Annotated in this window: 24 protein-coding genes; 14 read left to right on the top strand and 10 right to left on the bottom strand. The window is 65.8% G+C overall.

Annotation, left to right across the window (positions count from 1 at the left end):
- Positions 1-70: 70 nt before the first annotated feature.
- Together B0I08_RS11060 and B0I08_RS11055 are read left to right on the top strand one after the other, a co-directional pair.
- Positions 71-937: a DNA-methyltransferase gene (locus B0I08_RS11060; RefSeq protein ID WP_106212773.1), complete on the top strand. Its 867-nt coding sequence runs from the start codon at positions 71-73 to the stop codon at positions 935-937.
- Positions 930-1,727: an HAD-IIA family hydrolase gene (locus tag B0I08_RS11055; RefSeq protein WP_106212771.1), complete on the top strand. Its 798-nt coding sequence runs from the start codon at positions 930-932 to the stop codon at positions 1,725-1,727. The genes B0I08_RS11060 and B0I08_RS11055 overlap by 8 nt, the downstream gene beginning before the upstream one ends.
- 28 nt (positions 1,728-1,755) lie before the next feature.
- On the opposite strand, the gene B0I08_RS11050 is transcribed toward B0I08_RS11055, so the two are convergent.
- A complete protein-coding gene (locus B0I08_RS11050) occupies positions 1,756-2,268 on the bottom strand; it encodes a VOC family protein (protein ID WP_106212949.1) in 513 nt (170 codons plus the stop codon).
- A 144-nt stretch (positions 2,269-2,412) separates the two neighbouring features.
- Between B0I08_RS11050 and B0I08_RS11045 the strand changes: the two genes are divergently transcribed.
- Positions 2,413-3,270, top strand: coding sequence for an AraC family transcriptional regulator (locus B0I08_RS11045; RefSeq protein WP_106212769.1), 858 nt, complete (start codon positions 2,413-2,415; stop codon positions 3,268-3,270).
- Positions 3,271-3,293: 23 nt separating this feature from the next.
- Here the strand turns inward: B0I08_RS11045 and B0I08_RS11040 are convergent, their stop codons facing one another.
- Both B0I08_RS11040 and pyrE read right to left on the bottom strand, forming a co-directional pair.
- Positions 3,294-4,937, bottom strand: a complete 1,644-nt coding sequence (locus B0I08_RS11040) for a hypothetical protein (protein WP_106212767.1) — start codon at positions 4,935-4,937, stop codon at positions 3,294-3,296.
- Positions 4,934-5,485 carry an orotate phosphoribosyltransferase gene (pyrE, locus tag B0I08_RS11035; RefSeq protein WP_106212765.1) on the bottom strand — a complete coding sequence of 184 codons (552 nt, stop codon included), beginning with the start codon at positions 5,483-5,485 and terminating at the stop codon, positions 4,934-4,936. Before pyrE ends, B0I08_RS11040 begins: the two co-directional genes overlap by 4 nt.
- Positions 5,486-5,567: 82 nt before the next feature.
- Here pyrE and B0I08_RS11030 point away from each other — a divergent pair, with 82 nt between their 5' ends.
- A complete protein-coding gene (locus B0I08_RS11030) occupies positions 5,568-6,407 on the top strand; it encodes an exodeoxyribonuclease III (protein WP_106212763.1) in 840 nt (279 codons plus the stop codon).
- Positions 6,408-6,481: 74 nt separating this feature from the next.
- Here B0I08_RS11030 and B0I08_RS11025 read toward each other — a convergent pair whose 3' ends face one another.
- Complete coding sequence (locus tag B0I08_RS11025; RefSeq protein ID WP_106212761.1) at positions 6,482-7,402, bottom strand: AEC family transporter; 921 nt, start codon at positions 7,400-7,402, stop codon at positions 6,482-6,484.
- 92 nt (positions 7,403-7,494) lie between these two features.
- Here B0I08_RS11025 and cmtR point away from each other — a divergent pair, with 92 nt between their 5' ends.
- Positions 7,495-7,848: a Cd(II)/Pb(II)-sensing metalloregulatory transcriptional regulator CmtR gene (gene cmtR, locus B0I08_RS11020; protein WP_106212759.1), complete on the top strand. Its 354-nt coding sequence runs from the start codon at positions 7,495-7,497 to the stop codon at positions 7,846-7,848.
- Positions 7,845-8,585 (top strand): cation efflux transmembrane domain-containing protein, encoded by a 741-nt coding sequence (locus B0I08_RS11015; protein WP_106212757.1) that lies wholly within the window; start codon positions 7,845-7,847, stop codon positions 8,583-8,585. The genes cmtR and B0I08_RS11015 overlap by 4 nt, the downstream gene beginning before the upstream one ends.
- Before the next feature lie 9 nt (positions 8,586-8,594).
- Here B0I08_RS11015 and B0I08_RS11010 read toward each other — a convergent pair whose 3' ends face one another.
- Entirely contained in the window at positions 8,595-9,290 is a 696-nt protein-coding gene (locus tag B0I08_RS11010; protein WP_342748175.1) for a response regulator, read from the bottom strand.
- 140 nt (positions 9,291-9,430) lie between these two features.
- Here B0I08_RS11010 and B0I08_RS11005 point away from each other — a divergent pair, with 140 nt between their 5' ends.
- Positions 9,431-10,027, top strand: a complete 597-nt coding sequence (locus B0I08_RS11005; RefSeq protein WP_106212753.1) for a TetR/AcrR family transcriptional regulator — start codon at positions 9,431-9,433, stop codon at positions 10,025-10,027.
- Positions 10,028-10,108: 81 nt separating this feature from the next.
- Here the strand turns inward: B0I08_RS11005 and B0I08_RS11000 are convergent, their stop codons facing one another.
- The 3 genes from B0I08_RS11000 to B0I08_RS10990 form a co-directional block, all read right to left on the bottom strand.
- Positions 10,109-11,515, bottom strand: coding sequence for a GH1 family beta-glucosidase (locus B0I08_RS11000; RefSeq protein WP_245884756.1), 1,407 nt, complete (start codon positions 11,513-11,515; stop codon positions 10,109-10,111).
- Positions 11,516-11,594: 79 nt separating this feature from the next.
- Entirely contained in the window at positions 11,595-12,827 is a 1,233-nt protein-coding gene (locus tag B0I08_RS10995; protein ID WP_219905648.1) for an MFS transporter, read from the bottom strand.
- Complete coding sequence (locus B0I08_RS10990; protein ID WP_106212749.1) at positions 12,824-14,881, bottom strand: hypothetical protein; 2,058 nt, start codon at positions 14,879-14,881, stop codon at positions 12,824-12,826. Before B0I08_RS10990 ends, B0I08_RS10995 begins: the two co-directional genes overlap by 4 nt.
- 286 nt (positions 14,882-15,167) lie before the next feature.
- Here B0I08_RS10990 and B0I08_RS10985 point away from each other — a divergent pair, with 286 nt between their 5' ends.
- Entirely contained in the window at positions 15,168-16,007 is an 840-nt protein-coding gene (locus tag B0I08_RS10985) for an SDR family NAD(P)-dependent oxidoreductase (protein ID WP_106212747.1), read from the top strand.
- A 57-nt stretch (positions 16,008-16,064) separates the two neighbouring features.
- Here B0I08_RS10985 and B0I08_RS10980 read toward each other — a convergent pair whose 3' ends face one another.
- A complete protein-coding gene (locus tag B0I08_RS10980) occupies positions 16,065-17,312 on the bottom strand; it encodes a sensor histidine kinase (RefSeq protein WP_181243391.1) in 1,248 nt (415 codons plus the stop codon).
- A gap of 313 nt (positions 17,313-17,625) precedes the next feature.
- Between B0I08_RS10980 and B0I08_RS10975 the strand changes: the two genes are divergently transcribed.
- The 5 genes from B0I08_RS10975 to B0I08_RS10955 all read left to right on the top strand — a co-directional run bounded on the left by B0I08_RS10975 (position 17,626) and on the right by B0I08_RS10955 (position 23,018).
- The gene (locus tag B0I08_RS10975) at positions 17,626-18,339 is read left to right on the top strand and encodes an ABC transporter ATP-binding protein (protein ID WP_106212743.1); all 714 of its coding nucleotides are present in this window, start codon (positions 17,626-17,628) and stop codon (positions 18,337-18,339) included.
- Positions 18,336-19,628: an ABC transporter permease gene (locus tag B0I08_RS10970; protein ID WP_106212741.1), complete on the top strand. Its 1,293-nt coding sequence runs from the start codon at positions 18,336-18,338 to the stop codon at positions 19,626-19,628. Before B0I08_RS10975 ends, B0I08_RS10970 begins: the two co-directional genes overlap by 4 nt.
- Positions 19,629-19,836: 208 nt before the next feature.
- Entirely contained in the window at positions 19,837-21,237 is a 1,401-nt protein-coding gene (locus B0I08_RS10965) for a DUF6421 family protein (RefSeq protein ID WP_106212739.1), read from the top strand.
- Positions 21,234-21,869 carry an SDR family NAD(P)-dependent oxidoreductase gene (locus B0I08_RS10960; RefSeq protein ID WP_106212737.1) on the top strand — a complete coding sequence of 212 codons (636 nt, stop codon included), beginning with the start codon at positions 21,234-21,236 and terminating at the stop codon, positions 21,867-21,869. Before B0I08_RS10965 ends, B0I08_RS10960 begins: the two co-directional genes overlap by 4 nt.
- Before the next feature lie 84 nt (positions 21,870-21,953).
- The gene (locus tag B0I08_RS10955) at positions 21,954-23,018 is read left to right on the top strand and encodes a threonine aldolase family protein (RefSeq protein ID WP_425432995.1); all 1,065 of its coding nucleotides are present in this window, start codon (positions 21,954-21,956) and stop codon (positions 23,016-23,018) included.
- Between the two features lie 24 nt (positions 23,019-23,042).
- Here the strand turns inward: B0I08_RS10955 and B0I08_RS10950 are convergent, their stop codons facing one another.
- Complete coding sequence (locus B0I08_RS10950) at positions 23,043-24,104, bottom strand: zinc-dependent alcohol dehydrogenase family protein (protein ID WP_106212735.1); 1,062 nt, start codon at positions 24,102-24,104, stop codon at positions 23,043-23,045.
- Between the two features lie 95 nt (positions 24,105-24,199).
- Between B0I08_RS10950 and acs the strand changes: the two genes are divergently transcribed.
- The gene (gene acs, locus B0I08_RS10945) at positions 24,200-26,212 is read left to right on the top strand and encodes an acetate--CoA ligase (protein ID WP_106212733.1); all 2,013 of its coding nucleotides are present in this window, start codon (positions 24,200-24,202) and stop codon (positions 26,210-26,212) included.
- Positions 26,213-26,231: the final 19 nt, after the last annotated feature.

Below are 26,231 nucleotides of genomic sequence, written 5' to 3'. Positions count from 1 at the left end.
CGCGTGACGTGGCCCCGAGACATCCGCCCACCAAAACGGCGACAGCCGCGCGGACTGTTAATCTTCGAAGATGACTGAACTCGGGTGGGACCCCACCGGCCCCAACCTGCTCGTGCACGGCGACAATGTGCGGGCACTCGCCGAGCTTCCCGATGCGTCGTTCCAGCTCGTCTACATCGACCCGCCGTTCAACACCGGGCGCACCCAGACGCGAACGACCACGACGACCGTGCGCTCCGCGAGCGGCACCCGAGTGGGGTTCGGCGGCAACACCTACGAGAGCGTCAAGGGCCTGCTCTACTCCTACGACGACGCGTTCGCCGACTACTGGGACTTTCTCGAACCCCGGCTGGAGCAGGCGTGGCGGCTGCTGAACGACACCGGCACGCTCTACCTGCACCTCGACTGGCGCGAGGTGCACTACGCCAAGGTCGTTCTCGATGCGCTGTTCGGGCGCGAGAACTTCCTCAACGAGATCATCTGGGCGTACGACTACGGCGCCCGGTCGAAGAGCCGCTGGCCGTCGAAACACGACACGATCCTCGTCTACGTGAAGAACCCGAAGACGTATTACTTCAACAGCACCGAGGTCGACCGCGAGCCCTACATGGCGCCGGGTCTCGTGACGCCCGCGAAGGTCGCGCTGGGCAAGCTGCCGACGGATGTCTGGTGGCACACCATTGTGTCCCCGACCGGCAAGGAGAAGACGGGCTACGCGACGCAGAAGCCCGAGGGGATCCTCCGCCGCGTCATCCAGGCGTCGAGCGCCGAGGGCGACTGGGTGCTCGACTTTTTCGCGGGCAGTGGCACGACCGGCGCGGTGGCCCAGAAACTCGGCCGCAGGTTTGTGGTGGTCGACCAAAATCCCGATGCTGTTGAGATCATGACTAAGCGCTTGGGGAAAGGCACCCGCTCGGTACTATTGCCGCATGAGTGATCGCAGCGAAATCGAATGCTGGCTGACCGACATGGACGGCGTGCTCGTGCACGAAAACCGCCCTGTGCCTGGGGCCTCCGAGCTGCTTCAGCAGTGGCGCGACGAGGGCAAGCCCTACCTGGTGCTCACCAACAACTCGATCTTCACCCCGCGTGACCTGAGCGCACGGCTGCGTGCCTCCGGCCTGATCGTGCCGGAGGAGTCCATCTGGACCTCCGCCCTGGCGACCGCCGACTTCTGCAAATCGCAGATGCCGGGCGGCTCGGCGTTCGTGGTCGGCGAAGTCGGCCTCACCACCGCCATGCACGAGGCCGGGTTCATCATGACCGAGACGGCACCCGACTTCGTGGTGGTGGGCGAGACCCGCAACTACTCCTTCGACGCGATCACCAAGGCGATTCGTTTGATCGGCGCGGGCGCGCGATTTATTGTGACCAACCCGGATGCCACGGGGCCAAGTCCCGAGGGCCCTCTCCCAGCCACCGGCGCCATCGCGGCGCTCATCACCAAGGCGACGGGACGTGAGCCCTACATCGTCGGCAAGCCGAACCCGATGATGTTCCGCTCGGCGATGAACAAGATCGGCGCCCACTCGGAGAACACCGGCATGATCGGCGACCGCATGGACACCGACATCATCGCCGGGATCGAGGCCGGCCTGCACACCGTGCTGGTGCTCACCGGAATCAGCGACCAGGTCGAGATTGATCGCTACCCGTTCCGTCCGAACGAGATTCTCAACTCTGTCGCCGACCTGCTCGCCAAGGAACCGGTCGAGAGCGACCTCTAGGCCGTCAGGTCACTGCCGGCTGCGCAAGTCACCCCTGCTGTGCGGCCCACTCCTCCACCCGCGCCGCGCTCTCCTCCTCGGAAATGTCCTCCACGCGGGTCATGATCGACCAGCGCACCCCGAACGGATCGCGCACGCTCGCGTAGCGGTCGCCGGAGACAAAGTTGGAGAGCGGTTCGCGGATGACGGCGCCCGCCTGCTCGGCCCGCGCCACCAGGCCATCGGCGTCTGGCGTATAGAGCCCGATCGAATAGCAATCGTCCTCGCCCGCCGGCGCCGCAATCAGGTGGAAGTCGGGATTCACCTCGCCAAGCTGCAGCCGGCCCTGCCCGAAGTCGAGTTCGGCGTGCACCACGATCCCTCCCATCTCCGTGCTCGCAACGACCCGCGCGCCGAAGACGTCGCGGTAGAACGCGATTGCGTCGCCAGCGCCGACGACCGCGAGGAAGGGTGTCAGGCTCGTGAATCCGCGCGGGATTCCACCGTTGGTGTGCTGCCCCGTAGCTGCGCGGTTTGGTTCGTTGGCGGATGTCGCGGGCATGGTGTCTCCGCTCGTCTCAGTCACTGTGTTCTCAGTCATGGCATCACGGTAGGCCGACCGGACCGCCGCGGTCTTGTAAATTCGCGACAGGCTTCAAGCGCCACAGGCTTCAAATGAGTGCTCCCCCGTCCCTAGACTGATGTGGTGACCAGTTCACTCGGGGGCATCCTCTACCCCGCCTCACTTCCGACGTTCACCCGCCTGCCTCCGCCGCCAGCGCTCGAAGACCTCGTGGCGTGGTTCTGGATCCCCGAGTGGCACATTCCGCACGGGCGCATCTCCCGGCAGGAAGTCATCGCGTATCCGGCCTCGAACTTCGTGATCGAACCCAACATTGCTTCGTTCGTCGGGCCCACAACGCGGCGTGGGCATCGCGACTTGATGGGTCGCGGGTGGGCTGTCGGGGCGCTGCTCCTGCCCGCCGCCGTGCCCGCGTTCACGGATGATCCGGAGGGTCTCCGCGACGACGCTCTTGCGCTCGGTCTGCCCGAGCTGCGCGCCGCGGTGGACGAGAGAATGACCGGAGGAGAACCCGACCTGACCAAACAGGGATCCGACCAGACCGAAGAAGAAGCCGACCTGACCGAAGACAAAGCCGACCCAGGAGTTCGCCGCGTACAGGCCGCAACGCTCGTGGGGCAGTGGCTTCAGGACCGGGCGCCAACGCCGACCGACGAGGCGCTTCTGGCGAACCGGATGGTTGCCCTCATCGGGGGTGATTCTTCGGTGCTGCGAGTCGAGGATGCGGCGGAACTGCTCGACGTGTCATCCCGCACCCTGCAACGCCTCGCGAAACGCTACGTGGGCCTGCCACCTTCGGCGCTGATCCGTCGGCGACGGCTGCAGGAAGCCGCTCTGCGGTTGCGGACTGAACCCGAGACCGATCTCGCGGCGTTGGCCGCCGACCTCGGGTACGCAGACCAGTCCCATCTCGCGAACGAGTTCCGCCAGGTTCTCGGTTTTACGCCCAGCGGCTACCGTCGATCGCAGCCTGAGAGGTAAGGCCCTGGACGGCCGGTGAAGGATTAGACGGCCGGTACTCGCAGATCGCCGGGGATCGCTTCGCCAGACGTGCGGTCGACGAAGCAGAAATAGGCGCGGTTGCCCGCGTCCCAGTCCGTGGCATTCGCGGGGTAGCTCGAGCTGAGTTCGATGTCTGCCATGACTCCGGCCGCCCCGTAGTTCAGCACGGTCGGTTCGCTGCAGAGGGCCGCGACCTCCGCGGCGAGCACTTCCTCACCGGGGTACGGAACCGCACCAGCCTGCGGCAACTCTCCCCGCACGAGCAGCTGTGCCGCGTGCTCCGCGTCGCAGGCGACCACGGTGAACTCTTCGGCCCACGCCGATTCAAACGGCTGAACGCACTCCCCGCCGAGGAGGTCGGCCCACTGGTACTCGCCCGGTGCGACGGGCCCCGAGGCCAACTCCGGCTCCGAGGTGGTCGCGGGTGCAGCCGTCTCCTCGGATGAATCGTTCGCAGTCACCGATTGCTCTCCGAGCCGTGCGGCGAGGAGGAAAACTGCGACAAGAACAAGCACGACGATCAGACCTCCGACGATGCCGAGAAGGATCTTCTGCCCGCGAGGCATCGGGGGATGGATGGCGGATCGTTGGATGCCGGCACCGGACGTAGGCGGTGCTGCAGGCAACTCGGGGAGACGTCGCTCGGTGCCCCTACCCGCGAACAGGGTGTCCATCTCTGATGGCGGCGCTTGCTTGGCTGGCGATTCCTGCTTGGCCGGCGATTCTTCGGCGTCGGCAACCTCCGACAGCGACATGGCCTGGGTCGAGATCTCCGCGGGATTCGCCGGCGTCGCCTGATCCGCCGCTTCGCCAGCCCGGGAAGAAACCGCAGCAGCAGAAGAATCGGCGGAGGCCGCAGCAGCGCCCGCCGCAGCGCCCTGCGTGGGTACGGATCGCGTCCAGGCGGGATTGACCTTGCCCGAGCCCGACTTCGCCTCGGCTATCTCGTCCATCGACATTGCTTGGGTGGCAAGCTCCGCGGTGAAGGGTCGGCGCTCGGGAGCGGGCGGCTCAACCAGTGGCGGCGGACCGCTCGGCGTCGGCGGCTTGGGCGCGGGTGCTGGCTCGGGCTCTGGCTCCGGCTGGTGCTCGGGTTCGGGCTCCTGCTGATGCTCAGGTTCGGGCTCCTGCTGGTGCTCGGGTTCGGGCGTCTGCTGATGCTCTGGTTCGTGCGTTGCGGAAATTGGCGCGGCCGTGTGGCCGTCGTCGCGCGGGTCCGCCTCACCGCGAAGTTCTGCATCCGCACGCGGTTCCGAGTCGCGCGGGGCGTGCTCTTGATCCGCGGAAGATCCGTCATCGCCGCCAGACGCGTGCTGATCCACTGCGGGGGCCGGCCGCGAATCGCCGGGCGTAGCTCCCGCCGCTCCTGCCGCCTGAGCTGCTCCTGCTGCCTCCGCTGCCTCCGCTGCCTCCGCCGATCCAACGGGCCCAACGGTTCCAATGGGCCCCACGGGCCCAACGGGACCGGCAGGCCCACCGGGAGATCCCGGCGCGCTCTCGTCCGCACGCCCGGCCCGTATCAGGGATGAGATGTCGATCGCGGTCGTCGGCGGGGCGCTGGAACGGCCCGGGCCACGCGGACGCATCAGGGGAGCCGGAGCGGCCGGCTGCTGCGGGGTGTCCGCGGGGTCGAAGGTGTCACTCACTGGGGTAACCCGAGATCGCTCAACCCAATCGCGTAGTAGTACGGATATCCGGCTGCTTCGATGATTTCTTTTGCCCCCGTGTTGCGATCTACCACTACGGCAACTCCGACGACCTCGGCGCCCACTTTCTTCAGTGCCTCGATCGCCGCGAGGGGCGACCCGCCCGTGGTGGACGTGTCTTCAAGAACTACGACCCGCTTGCCTTCCAACTCCGGCCCCTCAACCTGGCGGCCGCGGCCATGGTCCTTCGGTTCCTTGCGCACCACGAACGCGTGATATCCCTTGCCCAGAGCAACGCCCTGATGCAGGACGGCCGCCGCAATCGGGTCGGCTCCCATCGTGAGGCCACCCACCGCGTACACGTCGGGAATCTCCGAAATCAGGTCGACCATGACCTGCCCGATAAGGGGCGCGACGCGATAGTCGAGACTCACCTTGCGCAGGTCAATGTAGTAGGAAGCCTTCTTGCCGCTCGTCAGAGTGAAGTCCCCGTGGAACACGGCGGTCTCGGAGATGTGGGCAATCAGCTGCTGCTTGGTCGTGTTCACGCCTTCCAGAATATCGAGCGATGCCGCGAGGCCCTATTCGGGGTACACAACCGTCCCAGAAAAGAGCACTACCGTTGGTCCCATGCGTGTAGCCACCTGGAACGTCAACTCCATCCGCACTCGAGTGGGGCGCGTCGTCGACTGGCTCGTCCGCGAGGACATCGATGTTCTCGGAATGCAGGAAATCAAGTGCAAGCCGAACCAGTTTCCCTTCGAAGCCTTTGCCGACGCCGGCTACAACGTCGAGCTCCACGGACTGAGCCAGTGGAACGGCGTCGCATTTGCGAGCCGCATCCCGATGGAAGACGTCACGATTGGTTTTGACACAGCGCCGGGCTTCAGCAAACTTGCCTCCGAAGCCGCCGCGCCGCCGCTCGAGGCGCGGGCAATCGGCGTGACCGTGCAGGGCGTGCGGCTGTGGAGCCTCTACGTTCCCAATGGTCGCGAGCTCGGCGACCCGCACTACGACTACAAGCTGGCCTGGCTCGAAAAGCTGGCTACGCAGACGCGCGGCTGGATCACTGCGCACCCCGGCCAGCCCCTGGCCCTCATGGGCGACTTCAACATCGCACCCCTCGACACTGACGTCTGGGACATCCGCCTGTTTGAAGGAAAAACCCACGTCAGTCAGCCCGAACGTGACGCGTTCACGGCGCTGCTCGATGCCGGTCTCACCGATGCGCTGCGCTCGCGCGGCATCGAGGGGTACACCTATTGGGACTACCAGCAGCTGCGTTTTCCCCGTAACGAGGGAATGCACATCGACTTCATCCTCGGCTCGCGCGCGTTCGACGACCTCGTCGCCGGCGGCCACATCGACCGCAACGAGCGCAAGGGCGACGCCCCGAGTGACCACGTTCCGGTGGTCGTCGACCTGGATCTCGAGTCCGAGGACGACGACGACCGTCCCATGATCTTCTAGCCGGCCCGCTTCTCGCTGCGCGCTTCTCGCTGCGCGCCTTTCGCGGCGCGCTTCTAGCCGGCCGCCGTGTCAGGTCAGCTGAGCAACAGCGCGACGACCACGAGTGCGGGGATCGAACCAACCGTCGTAATGAGCACGGCGTCTCGAGCGAGGGTCTCCGAGCGCTCGTAACGCTGGGCGAAATTCAGCACGTTCTGCGCGCTCGGCAGGGCAGCGAGCATGACGACCCCAAACAGCTCGTCATTCTCGAGGCCGAAGACAAACCGCCCAAACAGCCAGGCAACCACCGGCATGATCACCAGTTTTATGGTGGAGGCGAGCATCACATCGCGCCGGTTCGTGCCCGCGGCCAGGATCTTCTGGCCATGTAAGGACATGCCGAACGAAATCAGCACCAACGGAACCGACGCGGCGCCAACGATGCGAAACGGCTCCATCACCGGGTCCGGCAGCGTGATATCCGTGACGGATAACAGCACTCCGAGCGCTGACCCGATGATGAGCGGATTTTTGACCGGCTGCAGCAGAATCCGCCTCAGCGACATGCCGCCGCCCGTCGACACATCGAGGAGTGTCAGGATGATGGGGCTCAGAACGAGAAGCTGCAGCAGGATGACGGGTGCCGACAGCGACGCGTCACCGAGCACATATACCGCCACAGGAATACCGATGTTGTTGGCATTTACATATCCGGATGCTGCGGAGCCGACTACCACGTCAGCAAGGGTCCGGCGCCACAGAAAGACCGCGACGACCACAAACAGCAGGCAGGAAGTCACCGCGGCCACCGAGGAGACCGCGAGCACCCGCGAGAACAGCGTGTGCACGTCCGCTTCCGCCAGCACGGTGAACAGCAGGCACGGCGACAGCACGAAGAACACCAACCGGCTCAGCACGTATCGGGAGTGCTCGCCGAGGATTCCGATTCGGCCCACGATGTAGCCGATGAGGATCACCGCACCGATGATTCCGAACCCGACCAGCACTCCACCCATCACTCCAGTCTGCTGCACGCGGTGACGGGCGCGTGCCGACCTCGGCCAGCAGTTGTCTCGCAATTGGTCAGCCTGCGCTGTACAGTCGTTGCATGCTGACCAGCGCACCCCGTCTAGACGTGATGAATCGACTCGGTCGCGCGATGGCGGACCCGACCCGCTCGCGCATCCTGATGAGCCTTCTCGATGCACCCGCATACCCGGCCGAGATCGCACGGGATTTGCTCCTCACCCGCTCGAATGTGTCGAACCACCTGAGTTGCCTGCGCGGCTGCGGCATCGTGGCTGCGGTACCCGAAGGCCGCCAGACGCGCTACGAGATCGCGGACCCGCACCTCATTCGTGCGCTCAGCGCGCTCGTCGACGTGGTACTCGCCATCGACGACGGGGCCGAATGCGCGGACGAGAACTGCGACCTCCCCCTGTGTTGCGGAACCGGCGCATGACCGAAAGAGCGGAACTTTCCGGCCGCGCTGCGGACGCGGGCCGCCCAGCTGAGCCCGGCCGCCCTGCGGAGCCCCGTCGCGCCCTCAGCGTCGACCGCCGGAAGCTGCTGCAGCGGCGCATCCGCATCATCGTCGCCCTCACCATCAGCTACAACGTCATCGAGGCGATCATCGCGCTGAGTGCGGGTACCGTCGCCTCTTCGTCCGCGTTGGTTGCGTTCGGGCTCGACTCGATCGTCGAGGTACTTTCCGCAGGCGCGGTCGCGTGGCAGTTCGCGACATCCGACCCAGAAAAGCGTGAAAATGCGGCCCTCCGAGTGATCGCTTTCTCGTTCTTCGGCCTGGCCGCCTTCGTGAGTGTCGACGCGTCCCTGTCGCTGTTCGGCCTTCGCGAACCGGAACACAGCCCCGTGGGAATCGTGCTCGCCGCTGTCAGCCTCGCGGTCATGCCGCTGCTCAGCTGGTTCGAACGCGTGACCGGAAGGGAGTTGGGTTCGGCGTCGGCCATCGCCGATTCCAAGCAGACCCTGATCTGCAGCTACCTGTCGGCGGCGCTCCTGGCGGGGCTGCTTCTGAACACGCTGCTGGGTTGGGCCTGGGCCGATTCGGTGGCGGCGCTCGTGATTGCCGGTTTCGCCGTGAAGGAGGGGCTCGAGGCCTGGCGAGGCGACGCCTGTGCTGTGCCGGTCGCCGCCCTCACCGGAGAGCGCGACGTGGAGGCGTGCGACTGCTGCTGAGGCGCCCCGCTACGCCGAACCGGGCACGAGGAGCCCGGACTCATACGCCGCGATCACCAGCTGGGCGCGGTCGTGGGCTCCGAGCTTCGACATCATGCGGTTGACATGCGTTTTGGCCGTCTGGGGCGAGATGACCAGGTCGGCGGCGATTGCGGCGTTGGAGTGCCCTCGGCCGACCAGCAGCAGAATCTCCCGTTCGCGGTCGGTCAGGAGCGCCAGCTCGTCGGGAATGAGTATCGCCGACTTGCTCGCCGGCGTGACATACCGGTCGATCAGCGCCTTGGTTGCACGGGGCGAAAGTAGTGCATCCCCGGCGTGAACGGTATGGATCGCGTTCATGAGGTCGCCCGCCTCCGTTCCCTTGCCGATGAACCCGCTCGCGCCAGCGCGCAACGCCTGCAGCACGAACTCGTCCTCTTCGAACGTCGTCAGGATCACGACTCGCGTGCCCGCCATTTGCGGATCAGCGCAGATTGCCGCTGTGGCCTGGATCCCGTCCATCACGGGCATCCGGATATCCATGAGCACGATGTCCGGCCTCAGCTCCCGCGCCATCGCGACCGCTTCCCTGCCGTCGGCTGCTTGCCCAATGACGCTGAAGCCAGGCTCGTGAGAGACCAGCTCCGCCACGGCGGTGCGGATCAAGGCCTGGTCGTCGGCGAGCATCACGGTGATCATGTGGTTTCTTCCCTCAGCGACATCCATGCGTGCAACAGCACGGCTGATGCCACACTACCCAGCTGCACTGGTCGCGGCCGATGCCTTCCGGCTTGTGTCGATGGCGGCATCGATGGCAGCAGCGATGGCGGCAGCGGCGGCTCCCGTACGCTGGTGCCGAGGTGAATATGCCAAGACTGGTCGAGCACGGACAACGGCGCGCGGAGATACTGGAGGCGGTATGGCGGGTCGTTCGGGCACGCGGGCTTGAGCAGACGACAACGCGTGCAATCGCCGAAGAAGCGGGTTGTTCACTGAGCGTTCTGGCTCACTATTTCGGCGGCAAAGACGAGATCATCCTGAGCGCACAGACGGCGGTCTACGAGCGCATCGTGCAGCGCGCGTTCCGGCTCGGCGGCGATCTCTTTGGTCTGGCCGCGCTGGAGCAGGCGCTGCTCGCCGGCCTTCCGCTTGACGAGGAACGCGTCGCTGACGCCCAGGTAACGGTCGCGTTCGCCAGTGCCGCACTTTCTCGACCCCTGCTGGCGGACGCGCGGCGACGCTCGCACCACGAAATTCGCAGATTGCTCTACGGCTGCCTCGCTGAGGCACGCGAACTCGACGAGCTGGGCGACGGCGTCACGGACTCAGACGTGGTCGACGAGTTCATCGTGCTTGTCGAGGGCATCGGCCTCTTCGGCCTTCTCGACGGCCCGCCCGACAATGGCATGAACCGGCGACTCACGCGCCTCGCCTCCGACTTCGTCGCCCGGCTGCGTCGGTAGTCCGCCCGGGCCGCCGCGGGAGCGCGCCCGACTGCCACGGGAGCGGGCACGGCTGCCGCGGGCGCCCACGCGCACGCGTGCCTATGCGTCGGCGGAAGGCTGCGCACCGAGCGAAGGCTGCGCGGCGATCACCGAGCGGTACCAGTGCCAGGAGTCCTTGCGGGTGCGCTCCAGCGTGTCGCGGTCGACGTGAACGAGCCCGAACCGTTCGTCGTAGCCGGCCGCCCATTCATAATTATCGAAGGCCGACCACACGTAGTAGCCACGGACGTCAACGCCAGATTCGATCGCTTCGCCCACAGCGCGCAGGTGCGCGTCGAGGAATCGCACTCGTCCCTCATCGTGCACGGCCCCGTCTTCTCCGGGCGCCGGGTCGTGGAATGAGGCCCCGTTCTCGGTGATGATCACGGGAGGAAGGGCCGGATACCGCGCGTTCAGTTGGATCAGGATGTCGCGGAGGGCGTCGGGCACAACAGCCCAACCGAAGTCGGTGCGCCAGTCGGCATCGTAGGCGACCGGGGAGAAGGGCATCCCCTCTGGTACGTCGACTTCGAGCACCCCGGCGTAGTCTTTGCCCGCTTTCGGGGCCTCGATGCTCGTTGGTTCGTAGTAGTTGACGCCGTAAAAGTCGAGCGGTACGGAGATGATCTCCAGGTCGGCGGAAATCTGGGAATTGGTGCCCGGCATGAGGGACAGGATGTCATCGGAAGGGTACCGGCCGAGCAGGAGCGGGTCGGAGAACGTCCAGTTGGTGAGCGTCGAGAAGGTCTCCGCCGCGACCAGGTCTTCGTGTTCCTGCGATGCCGCGACCACCGGAAAGTGCTGGCTCGCGACCCCGACCGCGGTAGCACCGGCGGACCGCAAGGCCTGCACCGCGAGGCCGTGCCCGAGCAATTGGTGGTGCGCCGCAGGCAGGGCGGCCATGCCGAGACCACGCGCGGGGGCATGGTCCGTGAGTGCGTAGCCATACAGGGTGTGCACGTTCATCTCGTTGAGGGTGATCCAATCGGTGACCCGGTCACCGAGCCGCGCGGCGACCACCGCGACGTAGTCTGCGAAAGCGGAGGCTGTGGCTCGCGACATCCACCCGCCTTCGTCTTCAAGGGCCTGCGGGAGATCCCAGTGGTACAGCGTCGGCACCGGGCGCACACCGCGTGCGAGCAGCGTGTCGACGAGGGAGTCGTAGAAGTCGAGACCGCGCGGTTCGACGCGACCGACGCCTTCTGGCAGGACCCGCGGCCAGGAGATCGAGAAACGGTAGTCGTGCGCCCCGCTATCGGCGATGTGGGCGACGTCTTCGGCCACACGGTGATAGTGGTCGATGGCTACGGAGGCATTCTCGCCATGCCGGATCGTGCCCGGCCGCTTCTCAAACGTGTTCCAAATGCTGGCGCCCTTGCCGTCAATGTCTGCTGCGCCCTCGATCTGGTGGGCGGCGGTCGACATGCCAAAACGGAATCCGGCGGGCAGGAGGGGAAGGTGGTTCACGGGGGGCCTTTCGTGGTGGAGATGGTCGCGGTAAAGCGTCGCGGTCACGAGGATCGCGGTTTGGAGGCTGGCGGTTCGGCTAGGTGATCGAGCGCACTCGCGACAGGGCGACGAGGGCGAGAAGAGCGATGACGGCCACCGCTCCATAGAGGCTCGGATATCCACCGAGCATGGTGACGACCGGAGCCGCGAGGACGGGCGCGAGAACCTGCGGGAGGGCGCTGGCCACGTTGGCGACACCGAGCATGGTGGCGCGGGTGCCCTCAGCCGGCAATACCTGCGTCATGATCGCCATGTCCACAGACACGTAAGCTCCCCAGCCAACGCCGATGAGCACGGTGGCCACGAGCACGGCGGTCGTGTTGGGTACTAGCGCCATCACGATGGAACCGCCGGCGAGCACGACCGCGCCGACCACGACGAACGCCCGGCGCCGCTGCCAGCGATCGGACAGCACGCCGCCGACACTCGCGACAGTTGCGGCGACGAGCACATTCACGAGCGTCAAAATAAGCACCCAGGTTCCGGGCTCGTCGACGCCGACGCCGTCGGCGAGGAAGTAGTACAGGTAGAGAATCACGAGGGCGTTGACGAGGTTGAGCAGCAGCCTCACGATCCAGGCCCACACAAAATCACGGCTGGGCCGCAGTCCGCGCGCGAAACCTGCGGCCAGAGCGCCCGGCGGCCGCGGCGGAGTTGGTGCCTCGGCTTGGAGCATCAGAGCGACACCCAGCGCGGGAACTGCGATGGCAAGTGCGAAGTAGCCGATGCTGCCTTCTCCAGCGAGAACGGCGACGGCCGTTCCTGCAACAACTCCGAGGGTTTGAGCGACTCCAAAGAGCGACCCCACGAGGCCGCGCTGCCGTTCAGGGACGCCGTCCGCGATCATGGCCGCCAGCGCGGCGAGCGGACCGCTGAGGCCTAGCTGCACGATCACCCACCCAACGGTCATCCACGCAACATCCGTCGCGACCCCGAGTACGACCAAGCCCACAACCCCGACCGCAGTGCCGGCAAGGAACACCGGTCGGCGACGACCCCACCTGCTGGGCACCCGGTCGGACACAACGCCCCAGAGGGGGTTCGCGACCAGTGCGACGAGCGCGCCGTACGCAGTGACCATCGCCAACGCGAGTTCTTTGCCCCCGTCACCGGCAAAACGGGCGCTCTGGGCAGGAAGCAGAATCTGGATGGGGCCGAACCAGCCCGCCGCAACGCCGACCATCGCCAATACATAGGCCACGATCCAGCGACGTGAGACGGCTGGGGCAGCCTTTTCCGCGCCGTCGGTGGTCGATGCCTCGACGCTCACGACCGGGCCTGTTCCCACATGGTGACGTACGCCTCGGCGCCGCTCATCAGGTCAGCGCGCAATGCCGGGCCGTCCGTTCCGGCCTGCTTCACGAGGTCGGCGACCCAGTCGGCGTAGAGCCCGTATTGCGCCACGCCATCGATGTTGAGGTCATAGACCTTGCTGCCATAGGACTGCTTCTGAAAGACCACACCGTTTGGAGCCGTGAACGGATACTTCAGCGGCGATGCCGCTGCGTTGAGGCGGGCGGGCGCTTGCGGGGCGAGACCGTTCACGTCGGACCCGTATCCGTAGCCCGTGATCTGCGAGCCGTTCGGCAGAGCGTTGTTGGCGCGCCATTCGCTGACGAAGTCTGGTTCCCCATTTCCAGCGTCTGCTGCGGCGTAGGCGTAGCTGGCAACGAAGCCGCCGAGCCCGATAACCCGGTTGACCAGGGCGCGGTCAGCCCAGGTGTGCACCGAGGCGACTCCCGCGTAGTCCACGGCCTCGGCCATGTCGAGCACGGCCTTTGCTGTCTTTACGCCCATGTGATCAATGTGGATGATCATGCCCCGGTCCATCATCTCCTCGATCAGGTGTACGCCAAGCGCGGTGAGACCCTGAGTGTTGCAGATCGGTCCGGTCGGGTACACGGGCAGCACCGTGCCAGCGGGAGCGCCTGCCACTCCCCCTGCGAGGAAGTTTGCGATCCCGTCGTTTGTTATCGGCTGTTCATTGTCAGCGGGGCCGGTGCAGCTTGCCGCACGCCACCAGTGACCGGTGCTGATGTAGTTGCCGACGTTGATTGCGGCGCCGGTCACCCCGGCGTCGAATCGGGTTCCACCGAACGCGTTGTCGAATTTGTGCACCGGGTAGAGACCACTGACGCCGAGTGCTTGCAATTGGTCGAGGCCGTCGTCGATGTCATCTTCGCTGCACTGGGGTACACCGCTGATCTCGCGGCAACCAAACAATTCTGAGTTCTCCACGCCGATGGTCACCGCCAGTTTTCCCTGCGCGGCGATCGTCCTGACCTGTTCGGGTGTCTCAGCGATGCGGAACCAGCCGAGTCCCGGCCCTCCGTTCTGCGCGTCGATGTAGTCCTCCATAGCGCTCAGGTACTGGGCCTGCAGCAGAACTTCGCCCATCTCATCGCAGGGGTGATCCCTGCTCGGGTAAAGCTCGCAGATCACCCGGTTGCCCACGAGAAGGGTGTTCATCACGCGCAGTCCGCCGCGCCAGGCGCGCTCGATCCCCACGTAGTAGGCCTGCTCGTGCAGGAGACTATTGTCGGTGGGCCAGTCGGTGAAGGTCGGCCATCCGTCTTCTGACGAGTCGAGGGGGTCGGTGCCGCCGATGAGCGCCTCGAAGAGGGCTCCTGGAGCGAGCGTGCCGTGCGAGGCGCATCCCGCGAGGGCTACGGACGGACCGCCCTCGGCAAACGAGGAGCCGCAGTGCATCTGGCCGCCGAAAGCCTCCGCCGCGGTTATGTGGGCGTGGGCGTCAATCAACCCGACGAGGTTGCCGGCCGAGTCAACCGCCGGCGCGGAGGCACCGGTCGCCCCCACGGTGACGCCGGGCGGGGTGAAGCACCCGGTCGACGGTGCGAGCTGAATCGTGGATGGCGCGACGGCGAGGAGTCCTGACCAGCTGCCGAGCGCCTGCCCGGTTTCGGTGTTCGCCACGTGGTAGCCAGCAGAGTCCTTGGTGACAGTCCAATCGGCGCGGGCACCGTGCTCGGTACCGCCGAGCACCTGGTTGATCACGGCCATGTAGAGCAGTTTTCCATCGGAGTCGGTGATCGTGTATCGACCAAGCTGGGTTGCCTCGAAGCGGAACGGCTTCGCGCTCGCGATCGTGGCTGCGGTTCCGTAGCCGAGACTGTTCTGCGCAACGTAGCTGGCGGCGATCGGAGAGGCCCCCTGGTTCGCCACCCGCATCGAGTAGCACCCGCCATCGAGCTCATAGGCCGGCGTTGGGACGGCGGCTGATGTCGCCGTCGCAGAGCCTAAAAGAGTCAGTGCGACCAGGGCCGCAAGAGCGGCTCGAGCTTTCCAGCGTCTGGATCTTGTCATCGTCGTTTCCCCTGTGTCCGATGGTGCAGAACTCCGTTGATGGTTCATATGATCTAGGCGCACACGCTACAAGATGATCGCCCAACAAGACGCGATCGAAACATGATGTTTACACAGAGAAGTTTCCTGTCATTCAAACGTGGCTGGTCCGGCAGGTTCCACCCGCATGCGTGGATCATTTGAACCAGAAAGCTTCAGGTTCCTTCGACGAGCGGCCGCGGCAGGCCCTACGATGTGCAGTGCGGCGTACAAAACCTGGTGCGCAGCACCAGCAGCCTGGGGAGCCATGAGAATCGAGAACACGACCGGTGTCGGCGCGTTAGCAGTCATTACGGGCGCCAGCTCGGGCCTCGGTGCCGAGTTTGCCCGCCGCTGGGCGCACCGCGGCTACGACGTCGCGTTGATCGCCCGGCGCCGCGACCGACTCGACGACCTGGCACGCGAACTCGAAGCGAACGGCACCCGGGTGTTCGTGCTGCCCGCGGATCTCTCTGACCCAGAATCCGCCCATCGCCTGGCCGCCATGATCGCCGACACCAGCGTGCCGGTGCGGGTGCTCGTAAACTGCGCAGGTTTCGGCACCGCCGGCGCCTTCGAAAACGAGGACGCGCGGCGGATCGCCGACGAGATAGTGGTGAATTGCCTGACGCCGACCCTGCTAACCCGATTGCTGCTTCCCGCGCTCACCGCGGCTCCCGGAGGCGCACTGGTCAACGTGTCGAGCAACGCCTCCCATCAGCCGCTTCCCGGTATCGCCGTCTACGGAGCCACGAAGGCGTACCTCACCTCGCTCACTGAGGCCATCTGGCAGGAACAACGGGGCACCGGGCTGAAGGTCCTCGCGCTGTGCCCCGGGCCGACCGCTACCGAGTTCTTTGACGCCGCGGGTTCCGACGCATTTGCCGTGGGCTCTGTCGCGACTGTCGGCGATGTGATGCGGGTCGCCTTCGCTCACCTGGATCGCGACAATGCAGGGCCAACCGTCACCGTCGGCCTGCGCAACCGCATCACGGCACTCGCCGTCCGCTTCGCCCCCAAGCGGATGACGCTTGCCGTCGGAGGCAAGCTCACCCGAGGAGGAACACACGGCTCAGAGCCAGTCGCAGCCCGCCAGGCCGGAGGCTAGCCAGTTCCGGTCTAGGCAGTCTCGGTCCAGGCAGTCTCGGTCCAGGCAGTCCCGAGGCTAGCCCTTCCCCGGGTCATGGGCGTGGTTGCCGAACGGTAGCCATGCGGTGAAACGGAACACCGGACCCGGGCCGGACGCGGTCTCCATCCTCCCCCCGACAGACGCCACCCGCTCACGCACCCCTGTCAGCCCGAACCCGCTACTTTCGTCGCCTGTCGTCGAGGCGAGGGGGATGCTGGCGGGCCGACGTAGCGAGTGAGATGACGTGTCGGGACCCACCGTGTTGGTGACGGTGATTGCGACCTCTCCCGGCAGGTACTCGAGATGCAGAAGTGCCGATTGGTCGGCGCCGTGTTTGTGCGCGTTGGTGAGCGCCTCCTGGAGAATCCGGAAGCCGACGACATCGGATGCCCCCTCGGCAACAACCGGCGTGCCAACGACCCGCACTTCGAGCTGCAGGCCGCTCGCACGAAAGCTGTCGACCAACGTATCCAGTTGGGCAAGGCCCGGTGCGGGGCCGAGGGAGCCGGCCGCGTCTTCCTCTATATCGGAGGAACGGAGCACGTTCAGCAGGCTGCCGATCTCCCCGAGGACCCCGCGCGCTGCCCGGCGGATCGTGGCCAGAGAGCGCTCAGCGTCTTCGGGGCGCGCGGGAAGCGCCTGAGATGCGACGCCGGCGTGCAGGTTGATGACGGCGATTTGGTGAGCCAGCACGTCGTGCAGGTCGCGCGCGATGCGAATCCGTTCCTCGGCCACTCGACGCCGCGCCTCCGACTCCTTGGTCTCCTCGGCCCGGCGGGCCCGCTCGGTAATGGCGGAAATGAACTCTCGCCGCGATCGGCTGGCGTCACCCGCGGCGGCCGCGAACCCCACGAACGCGAATACCTGCAGCGTCGCGCGCAGATCCTGAAACGGCGTATCCAGAAACAGCAGGTTCGCTGCGGACAGAACCGTCGCGCCCACGAGCGCCAGGACCAGCGTCCACCGCCTGCTTGTGAGGTTGCCGACCGCAAAAACACTGACCAGCGTGGCCAGGATGTAGGGCACGACCGGCCCTCCGACGGCGACACCGACAAACGAAAACGCGAATACGGTGGATGCCGCGAGCCTCGGATAACGGCGTCGCAGCAACACCGCGCCGAGCGCCCCGCCCACCGTCACGGCGGATCCGACATCCGTCCACGCTGGATTGCCCATTCCCATCGGGAGCAGGGCGGGGAGGCCGAGAAAGAGCAACACCGCGACATCCAGAAACCACTTCGGCGGATGGAGAATTCGGAATGGCTTGGCCGAGGTGCGTGTCACGACACCTCCCGGGTCAGCTCGTCTGGCCTCAGTTCCTGAAGCAGCAGGACCATTCTGCCAACCGCGGGCATCAGGATCGTCCTCCCAGCGCGGGCCGCTGCAGTACCGCGGTCGTGGTACGTGCACGGTCGGAGCCGCCGGTTGTGGTCCGGCGGCGGTAGCTCCAGGTTGCCACGAAGGGTTGACGACACACGAGATCGAGGCGGGAAGCATTGATCTCACACCCGCCAGCCACCGAATCCACCACTGCAGCAAGTGCAGCAACTGCCGCCGCTGCACTGACCACACAGCACCCGACCCTTAAGGAGACGCAATGCCCGTCCCAGTGCTCGCAGCCCGAGATGTCCACAAATCGTATGGACAAGGCGCCACCCGGTTCGATGCCCTCAAGGGCGTGTCGCTCGACGTCCACGAAGGGGAATCAGTCGCCATCGTGGGCAAGAGCGGGTCGGGCAAGTCCACCCTGATGCACCTGCTCGCCCTGCTCGATAAGCCAACAATCGGCGCGATCGAGCTCAGCGGCCGGGATGCAGCCGCCCTCAATGGCGCCGTCCTCAACAAAACGAGGAACGCGACATTCGGCTTCGTCTTCCAGCAGTTCTTCCTGACACCTGGCACAACCGTGCTGGAAAACGTAACCCTTCCCCTGCGCATTGCCGGCGTGCGAGGTGCGGAACGAAAGCGCCGTGGAATGGCCGCGCTCGCCCAGCTCGAACTCGCAGACAAGGCCAAAAACAGGGCCACAGACCTGTCCGGCGGACAGAAGCAGCGGGCGGTCATCGCGCGAGCGCTGGTCAACAACCCCAGCGTCATCTTTGCCGACGAGCCCACCGGAAACCTCGATTCGGCCACAGGCAAGGTCGTCGAGGACATCCTGTTCGACCTCAACCGCACACACGGCATAACCCTCATCATCGTCACCCACGATGAGGATCTCGCCGCACGTTGTGACCGCCGCATCTACGTGCGCGACGGCCTGGTCGTCGACAGCCTGACCCCGACAATCCAGAAAGAAGCCCTCGCATGAACGCTTTCGACCTGATCCGCTCGGCCGTCGGAAACAGCCTCCGCAGCAAGACCCGCACGCTCCTCACCGTGATCGCAATCTTCATCGGTGCGTTCACCCTCACACTCACCACAGCCGTCGGCACGGGCATCAACAACTACATCGACAGCACAGTCTCCGCCATCGGGGCGAGTGACGTCATGACCGTCACCATCCCTGCGGAAGACAGCAACCCCCTCGCGAGCTCTGGGCCTGAGGAGTACGACCCGGGTGCGACGGTCGTGGGTGGCGGAATGGGCCCTTCCTCTATTGCACTGACGCCCAGCGACATCGCCGCGCTGGCGGATGTCGACGGAGTCCTCAGCGTCGACCCCGCGATCAGCGTGACCGCCGACTATGTGCAGTACGGCGATGGATCCCAGTACCAAGCTGCTATCGGAAGCTTTATTCCGGGAATGAGCATCGACCTCGCCGCGGGCGTTGCGCCCGATATGACGGCCACCGACTACGAAGTCGCACTGCCGGTGTCCTTTGTTGAGCCGCTCGGCTACGCCGGAAATGACACCGCGATCGGGACATCCATCATCATCGGCCTCACCAGCGCGTCGGGCGTTTCGAGCACGGTCACCGCGACCGTTGTAGGTATTGCCGAGGCTCCGCTCGTGGGCAGCGCCTCGGTGATTCCCAACGAGGCGCTGACTCAGGAACTCTATTCCGTGCAGAGCGCGGGACTCACTGAAGCGCAGGCGGACAGCTACGCAGCCGCCACCGTTCGGTTCGACGAAAATGCCACCGAGACCGAGATCAACGCGCTCAAATCTGACCTCACCGACCTCGGATACTCCGGCACAACGGTCAGCGACCAAATCGGTTCTTTCCGCACGGTGATCGATGCGATCGTGCTTGTTCTCAACGGATTCGCAATCATTGCCCTGTTCGCGGCAGGTTTCGGCATCGTCAATACTCTGCTGATGTCGGTGCAGGAACGTACCCGCGAGATCGGCCTGATGAAGGCAATGGGAATGGCGGGGAGCAAGATATTTGCTCTGTTCAGCTTTGAGGCAATCTTCATCGGCTTTCTCGGCAGCGCGGTCGGAATCGGTGCCGCAATGCTTGCCGGTCTCGGCATCAACACGCTGCTCGCAGGCGGCCTCCTCGCGGATCTCCCGGGTTTGACTCTCGTGGCGTTCGACCCGGTTTCTACAGCGGTGATTGTGGTGGCCGTGATGGCGATTGCATTCATTGCGGGAACCATCCCCGCCCTCCGCGCCGCACGCCAGGATCCCATCGAGTCGCTGCGGTACGAGTAGCGGGATTGACGTTATGGTCCGACCGCCTCCGCGGGCGGAGCCGCACCGTCACCGGATCATCAGTATGACCGTGCTGTTTCCACAATCCCGCGCACGAACGGCACTCAACGCAACAAACCCGCGCGAAACGCAAACAACTGGTGACTTTCCGTCAATAAGCTGGCTTAACACGCCGCTTCGCGTGGTCCCAGCAGACGGAAGGCTCGCCATGACCGCACTCACGACGCCCCAGACCATCGTTGGAGAGCCTGAAGTGGTCGAGGACGCAGCCGCGAACGCCATGAACGTAGCCACCAGCGAGCTTTGGCTTGGACTGAAGGGCGCAGCCGATGGCATCCGCAGGCTTCAAGCCCACGATGGGAGCATCCCCGACGCCGCGCAACATTCCGATGCTCGGCGCCACTGCGAGAACATCGCGACGCGGCTGGCGGCCTTCGCACGGGTGTTTCCCCACGACAGTGCCTACTTGCTCGCCGCCGCCGCCGACTTCGGGCGCTGGGCCGGCACCGGATTCGGGGTGCCGGACTTCCTCGACGCCCTACTCGCTTTTCAACCCCAGCAGAATCGGGTCGACGGGCTGCGCCATCTCGTGATCTTCCCGATGTACACGCAGAACGGCAGCACCGACCGGCTCGTCGAGGCGGTCTTGGTCGAGGTGATCTGGCCCGACTTCGTTGGCGAGCTCGAGGCCGGCGACTACTCAAACGCACTGTTCGTACCGATCCGGTTCCTCGATTTCACCGACGGTTACAACACCAACTCGGCGGTTCTGTTTCCCGAGAGCGTCGCAATGCGCGCGATACCCACCTTCACCTGGGGCGCCATCTTCGCTGACCGCGAGGCTGCGCGCTTCCGGCGAGTGCTCCGCGAGGCATCCGCAATTACGCGTCTCGAATTGCCTGCGGCGGCAGCACGGTTACTCGAAGACCAGGCACTCGCTGAGGAGACCTTCGTAATGTGGGACCTCATTCACGACCGCACCCACATGCGCGGAGACCTGCCGTTCGACCCCTTCATGATCAAGCAGCGCATGCCGTACTTTCTTTACTCACTCGAGGAGTTGCGCTGCGACCTCACCGCGTTCCGCGAGGCCGTCAGGCTGCAGAGAGCGGATGCCACGGACGAGGTCACCCGCGACCGCGCCATCCTCGTGCAGTACGCAGTGATCTTCGACCGCATCTTTCGGTTCGCCATCACTGGAACCCGCGTGCGCAACTATGACGGCCTCGGCGGCCAGTTGCTGTTCGCGTGGCTGCACCAGCACCACGTACTCCACTGGACCGACACCCAGCTCACCATCGACTGGGACGGCGTGCCAGACGCGGTGCTCGCGCTCGGGCAGCGGATCGACGACCTCTATTGGCGCTCCATCGACCGCCCGAAGGCGGCGCATTGGCTCGCCGCCTACGATCTCGTCTCCGAAACGCTCACCCCGCACCCCGCATCACGGTGGGCTGTGCGCGACATCCCGCTCGAAGGTCCGCCTCGAGGGCTCACGGACGCCGTGATGGACGACGAGTTTCCGCTCTCGATGTTTTACGAAGCCCTGCACAAGAAGATGTCACCGGTAATCGAGTCGACCGCGGGGATCACCGGGGTGCGCGGATGATCGGGCGCATTGTGGTGATCGCTGGCGCTTCGAGTGCGGCGGGCCGGGCGGCAGCGTCAGCGCTGAGTGCACGCGGCGAGCGCGTGGTTGCTGTGGGGTCCAACGCGGATCGATTGCGGGATGTCGCGGCCGCCGCCCACTACGTCTGCGACCTGTCGCGGGCAGAAGACGTGCACGCGCTGGCAAACCAGATCCGCTCAGAAGTAGGAGCACCGGATGGTCTCGTACACCTCGTCGGCGGTTGGCGTGCCGGGCAGGACGAGGAGGGGTGGCTCTGGCTGGAACGCCAGCTGGTCACCACGCTGCGCAACACGACACTGGCATTTCGCGACGATCTTACGGCCTCCCCGGCCGGGCGGCTCGCCGTGGTCAGTGCCACCGCGGTCGACTCACCCACCTGGTCGAACGCGAACTACGCCACCGCGAAAACGGCGGCCGAAGCCTGGGTGGCTGCGATCGGGTCCGGCTGGGCGAAGGCAAACACGGCAGCGGCAGTGCGGTTCGTGGTGCGCAGCATCGGCGACGGCGACGGCGCCACTTCCGTCACGACGCTCGCGGACGCCATCGCGGGCCTGTGGGATGCACCCGCCTACGATCTCAACCGCGCCCGGGTCTACCTCACGGGCAGGTGAGGACGGGCAGGTGAGGACGGGCAGGTGAGGAAGGGCAAGTGAGGACTGCCAAGTGAGGACACGCGAGTGAGCAAGAATGTGGAGGTGAAACTTCATAACGCCAACGACCGCCAGTTCGCCAGCGACAACTACGCGGGCACCCATCCCGAGGTGCTTGAAGCGCTGGCGGAGGCAAACGGCGGGCACCAGGTTGCGTACGGCGGCGACGTCTACACGGCGCGACTGCAGGAGGTCATGCGGGAGTTGTTCGGTGCAGAAACCGAGGTGTTCCCGGTGTTCAACGGCACGGGCGCCAACGTCACCGCCCTCACCAGTGTGCTGCCCCGCTGGGGTGCGGTAATTGCGACATCCGTTGCTCATATCCACACCGACGAGGGCGGAGCACCCGAGCGTGTCAGTGGGCTGAAGTTGCTCACGGTCCACACCCCGGACGGCAAGCTGACTCCCGAACTCGTTGACCAGGAGGCCTGGGGGTGGGGCGACGAGCACCGCACCCAACCGCTCGCGGTGAGCATTACCCAGCCGACCGAGGTGGGGACGGTGTATTCGGTGGACGAGATCCGCGCGATCGCCGACCACGCCCACGCACGCGGCATGGCGCTCCACATGGACGGCGCCCGGATCTCGAACGCGGCAGCCGCACTCGGCGTGCCCATGCGCGAGTTCACCACTGACGCCGGCGTCGACATCCTGAGCTTCGGCGGCACGAAGAACGGGCTCATCTTCGGAGAGGCAATCCTGGTTCTGAACCCGGCCGTGAGCGAGGGCCTCCCCTACCTGCGCAAGCTCAACATGCAGCTCAGTTCCAAGATGCGTTTCGTCAGCGCGCAACTCATCGCGCTGCTCACCGACGACCTCTACCTGCGCGCGGCGACCCACGCCAACGCAATGGCCGCTCGTCTGCGCGGCGCACTCGAGCGGGCGATCGCCGACGGATCGATCACAGGGCTCACGTTCAGCCAGCCGACCCAGGCCAACTCGGTCTACGCGGTGATCAGTAACGATGCCGCGGATCGCATCCGGGGACGGGTGCGTTTCTACGACTGGGATCGTGCGTCGGGCGAGGTGAGGTGGATGACTGCGTTCGACACCACCGAAGACGACGTCGACTCCTTTGTCGCCATCGTCACCGAGGAACTCGCGCGCTGATCGTGCTGTGAGCCGCCCTCGCAGCTACGGCCGCAGCAGCACCTTGGTGGCGCGTCGTTCGTCCATGGCGGCATAGGCTTCCGCGACCTCGGCGAGGGGCAGCTCGAGGTCGAACACGAGCCCCGGGTTGATAGCTCCGGAGAGCACCTCGGGCAGCAACTCCTCGATGTAGTTGCGCACGGGCGCGACTCCACCGTTCACGCCGACGTTCGAGCCGAACAGGTCACGGATCGGCAGCACCGGGCCGCCATTCGGTACGCCGACATAGCCAACGGTTCCGCCGGGGCGGGTCGAGCGGATCGCCTGGTCCATCGATTCCTCGGTGCCGACACACTCGAGCACGCAATCCGCGCCGATGCCGTCAAACATTTCCTTGATGCGCTCGACACCCGCGTCGCCGCGCTCTTCCACGATGTCCGTCGCTCCGAACTGCAGCGCAATCGCCTGCCGGTCGCTGTGACGCGACATGGCAACGATGCGCGATGCCCCGAGCCGCTTGGCGGCGAGAATCCCGCAGAGTCCCACGGCCCCATCCCCCACAACCACGACGGTGCTTCCTGTCGTGACGCCGGCAGACACCGCCGCATGGTGTCCGGTTCCCATCACGTCTGCAAGGGTCAGCAGGCTGGGGATCAACGACGGATCCGGCTGGCCGGGCGTCGCGACGAGGGTGCCGTCGGCGTGAGGCACGCGCACCCGTTCCCCCTGGGCGCCGTCGGCGAAGTCGCCGTTGCGGTCGTCGGCCCCCCACCAGCCGCCGTGCAGGCACGAAGTGCTGACGCCGTTGAGACAGTTCGCGCAGGTCATGTCGCAGACATAGAACGGCGCAATCACAAAGTCACCGACCTTGATCTTCGACACGTCCGACCCGACTGCTTCGACGATGCCGATGAACTCGTGTCCGATGCGTTTGGGCTCGGCAACCTCGGCCACGCCGCGGTACGACCAGAGGTCGGAGCCGCAGACGCAGGCGGCAACAACGCGCACGATGGCATCGCCACCGCTGTTGGTTCCGGCGGTCAGGATCGGGTCGGATACTTCTTCGATACGCACGTCGCGTTCGCCGTAAATAACTGTTGCAAGCATCCATCGAGTGTATTCCGCAGGATCTGTGCGCCGCGTGTGACCTTGCGTGACGCTCGTCGCTCCGCGATCAGCTGCACTGCTCGTAGCGTGGGACAGTGACATCCACCACGCCAGCAAACACAACACCCGCCAGCACAGCGCCCATCTCGGAGCTGCTCGTGGAAACCCGGCGCTATCCCGCACCGGCGGCGATCGCGCAGGCAGCCAACGTCGGCGCAGAGACCTGGGCGCAGGCCGCGCTCGACCCGGTGGCGTTCTGGGCGCAGCAGGCAGCACGACTCGACTGGGCAGAACCGTGGCACACCGACCACACCTGGCAGCCGGCGCTTGGCACGGATGGCACGCTTCGTCCGCCGAAGGCCGAGTGGTTTGTCGGCGGCAGGCTCAACGTGGCAGTGAACTGCGTCGACCGTCACGTCGACGCGGGCCTCGGTGACAAGGTCGCCTATCACTTCGAGGGCGAGGCCGGCGATACCCGCACGCTCACTTTCGCCGACCTGCAGCGCGAGGTCAGCCGGGCCGCCCACGCCCTGACCGAACTCGGCATCGTCGCCGGTGACCGCGTGGTGGTGTACCTCCCCGTGATCCCGGAGACCGTCATCATCACCCTTGCCATCGCCCGCATCGGCGCGGTGCACTCCCTCGTGTTCGGCGGGTTCAGCGCCGAGGCCCTGAGGTTCCGGGTCGAAGATACGGGCGCGAAACTGCTCGTGACCTCAGACGGGCAGTTCCGCCGCGGCAAGGCCGTCGCCGTCAAGGCACAGTCCGACGCTGCGGTTGCCGACCAGCCGACCATAGAGCACGTGCTCGTGGTGCGTCGCACGGGCGAAACGGATGTCCCGTGGACCGACGGACGCGATGTCTGGTGGCACGACGTGGTCGACCGACAGCCGGCTGTGCACGATCCGCAATACTTCGACTCGGAGCATCCGCTCTTCATCGTCTACACCTCGGGCACCACGGGAAAGCCGAAGGGACTCGTGCACACGAGCGGCGGCTACCTGACCCAGGCATCGTGGACCCACTGGGCGTCTTTTGATGCGAAGGCGGATGATGTGCACTGGTGCACCGCGGACCTCGCCTGGGTCACCGCGCACACCTACGTGCTCTACGGCCCCCTGTCCAACGCAACGACCCAGGTCATCTACGAGGGAACGCCGGACACCCCGCATCCCGCGCGGCATTTCGAGATCATCGAGAAGTACGGGGTGACCACGTATTACACCGCCCCAACGCTGATCCGCACCTTCATGACCTGGTTCCCCGACGGGCTGCCCAGCGAGCACGACCTGTCGAGTATCCGGCTGCTGGGCACCGTCGGCGAGTCGATCAACCCGGAGGCCTGGGTCTGGTTCCGGGAGAACGTGGGTGCAGACTCGGCACCGATCGTCGACACCTGGTGGCAGTCGGAGACGGGTTCGGCGATCATGGCTCCACTGCCGGGAGTCACGACCCTGAAGCCCGGCTCGGCAAGTCGCGCACTTCCCGGGCTCGTCACCCGGGTCGTCGACGACCTCGGCGAGGACGTTCCGCCAGGCGCCGGGGGCTACCTGATCATCGACGGAACGTGGCCGTCGATGGCCCGTACGGTCTGGGGCAACCCGCAGCGGTTCCTCGACTCGTACTGGGCGCGCTTCGCCGACCGCGGCTACTTCTTCTCGGGCGACGGCGCCAAGGCGGATGCCGAGGGCGACATCTGGGTGCTCGGACGGGTGGATGACGTGATCAACGTGTCCGGACACCGGCTGTCGACCATCGAGATCGAGTCGTCACTCGTCGCGCACCCGCTGGTCGGCGAGGCCGGAGTTACCGGAGCAAACGACGCCACCACGGGCGAGGCGATCGCGGCCTTCGTTGTACTGTCCCGGCCGCTCGGGGAGGGTGAAGACATCGCAGCGATCCTCCGCGCGCACATCACCCACCAGATCGGCCCGATCGCCAAGCCCCGCGAGATCGTCGTCGTGCCTGACCTGCCCAAGACCCGCTCGGGCAAGATCATGCGGCGACTGCTCCGCGACATCGTCGACGGTCGCCCGCTCGGAGACTCCACCAGCCTGCAGGACTCGACGGTTCCCGGCCGGATCGCCGAGATCGTCGCCGCCCGCTGAGCGCTCGGCGAGCACGCGC

Origin of the sequence: Glaciihabitans tibetensis (genome assembly GCF_003003265.1) — a bacterium.
In the GTDB taxonomy this organism is placed as follows: domain Bacteria; phylum Actinomycetota; class Actinomycetes; order Actinomycetales; family Microbacteriaceae; genus Glaciihabitans; species Glaciihabitans tibetensis.
This window is presented reverse-complemented; position numbering and strand designations above follow the sequence as displayed.

What these genes read in the sequence shown, in the direction of transcription:
- B0I08_RS11060 (WP_106212773.1), top strand. Translation starts at nt 71, where the DNA reads ATGACTGAACTCGGGTGGGACCCCACCGGCCCCAACCTGCTCGTGCAC.
- B0I08_RS11055 (WP_106212771.1), top strand. Translation starts at nt 930, where the DNA reads ATGAGTGATCGCAGCGAAATCGAATGCTGGCTGACCGACATGGACGGC.
- B0I08_RS11050 (WP_106212949.1), bottom strand. Translation starts at nt 2,268, where the DNA reads ATGCCCGCGACATCCGCCAACGAACCAAACCGCGCAGCTACGGGGCAG.
- B0I08_RS11030 (WP_106212763.1), top strand. Translation starts at nt 5,568, where the DNA reads ATGCGTGTAGCCACCTGGAACGTCAACTCCATCCGCACTCGAGTGGGG.
- B0I08_RS11025 (WP_106212761.1), bottom strand. Translation starts at nt 7,402, where the DNA reads ATGGGTGGAGTGCTGGTCGGGTTCGGAATCATCGGTGCGGTGATCCTC.
- cmtR (WP_106212759.1), top strand. Translation starts at nt 7,495, where the DNA reads ATGCTGACCAGCGCACCCCGTCTAGACGTGATGAATCGACTCGGTCGC.
- B0I08_RS11015 (WP_106212757.1), top strand. Translation starts at nt 7,845, where the DNA reads ATGACCGAAAGAGCGGAACTTTCCGGCCGCGCTGCGGACGCGGGCCGC.
- B0I08_RS11010 (WP_342748175.1), bottom strand. Translation starts at nt 9,290, where the DNA reads ATGGATGTCGCTGAGGGAAGAAACCACATGATCACCGTGATGCTCGCC.
- B0I08_RS11005 (WP_106212753.1), top strand. Translation starts at nt 9,431, where the DNA reads ATGCCAAGACTGGTCGAGCACGGACAACGGCGCGCGGAGATACTGGAG.
- B0I08_RS10990 (WP_106212749.1), bottom strand. Translation starts at nt 14,881, where the DNA reads ATGACAAGATCCAGACGCTGGAAAGCTCGAGCCGCTCTTGCGGCCCTG.
- B0I08_RS10985 (WP_106212747.1), top strand. Translation starts at nt 15,168, where the DNA reads ATGAGAATCGAGAACACGACCGGTGTCGGCGCGTTAGCAGTCATTACG.
- B0I08_RS10975 (WP_106212743.1), top strand. Translation starts at nt 17,626, where the DNA reads ATGCCCGTCCCAGTGCTCGCAGCCCGAGATGTCCACAAATCGTATGGA.
- B0I08_RS10970 (WP_106212741.1), top strand. Translation starts at nt 18,336, where the DNA reads ATGAACGCTTTCGACCTGATCCGCTCGGCCGTCGGAAACAGCCTCCGC.
- B0I08_RS10965 (WP_106212739.1), top strand. Translation starts at nt 19,837, where the DNA reads ATGACCGCACTCACGACGCCCCAGACCATCGTTGGAGAGCCTGAAGTG.
- B0I08_RS10960 (WP_106212737.1), top strand. Translation starts at nt 21,234, where the DNA reads ATGATCGGGCGCATTGTGGTGATCGCTGGCGCTTCGAGTGCGGCGGGC.
- B0I08_RS10950 (WP_106212735.1), bottom strand. Translation starts at nt 24,104, where the DNA reads ATGCTTGCAACAGTTATTTACGGCGAACGCGACGTGCGTATCGAAGAA.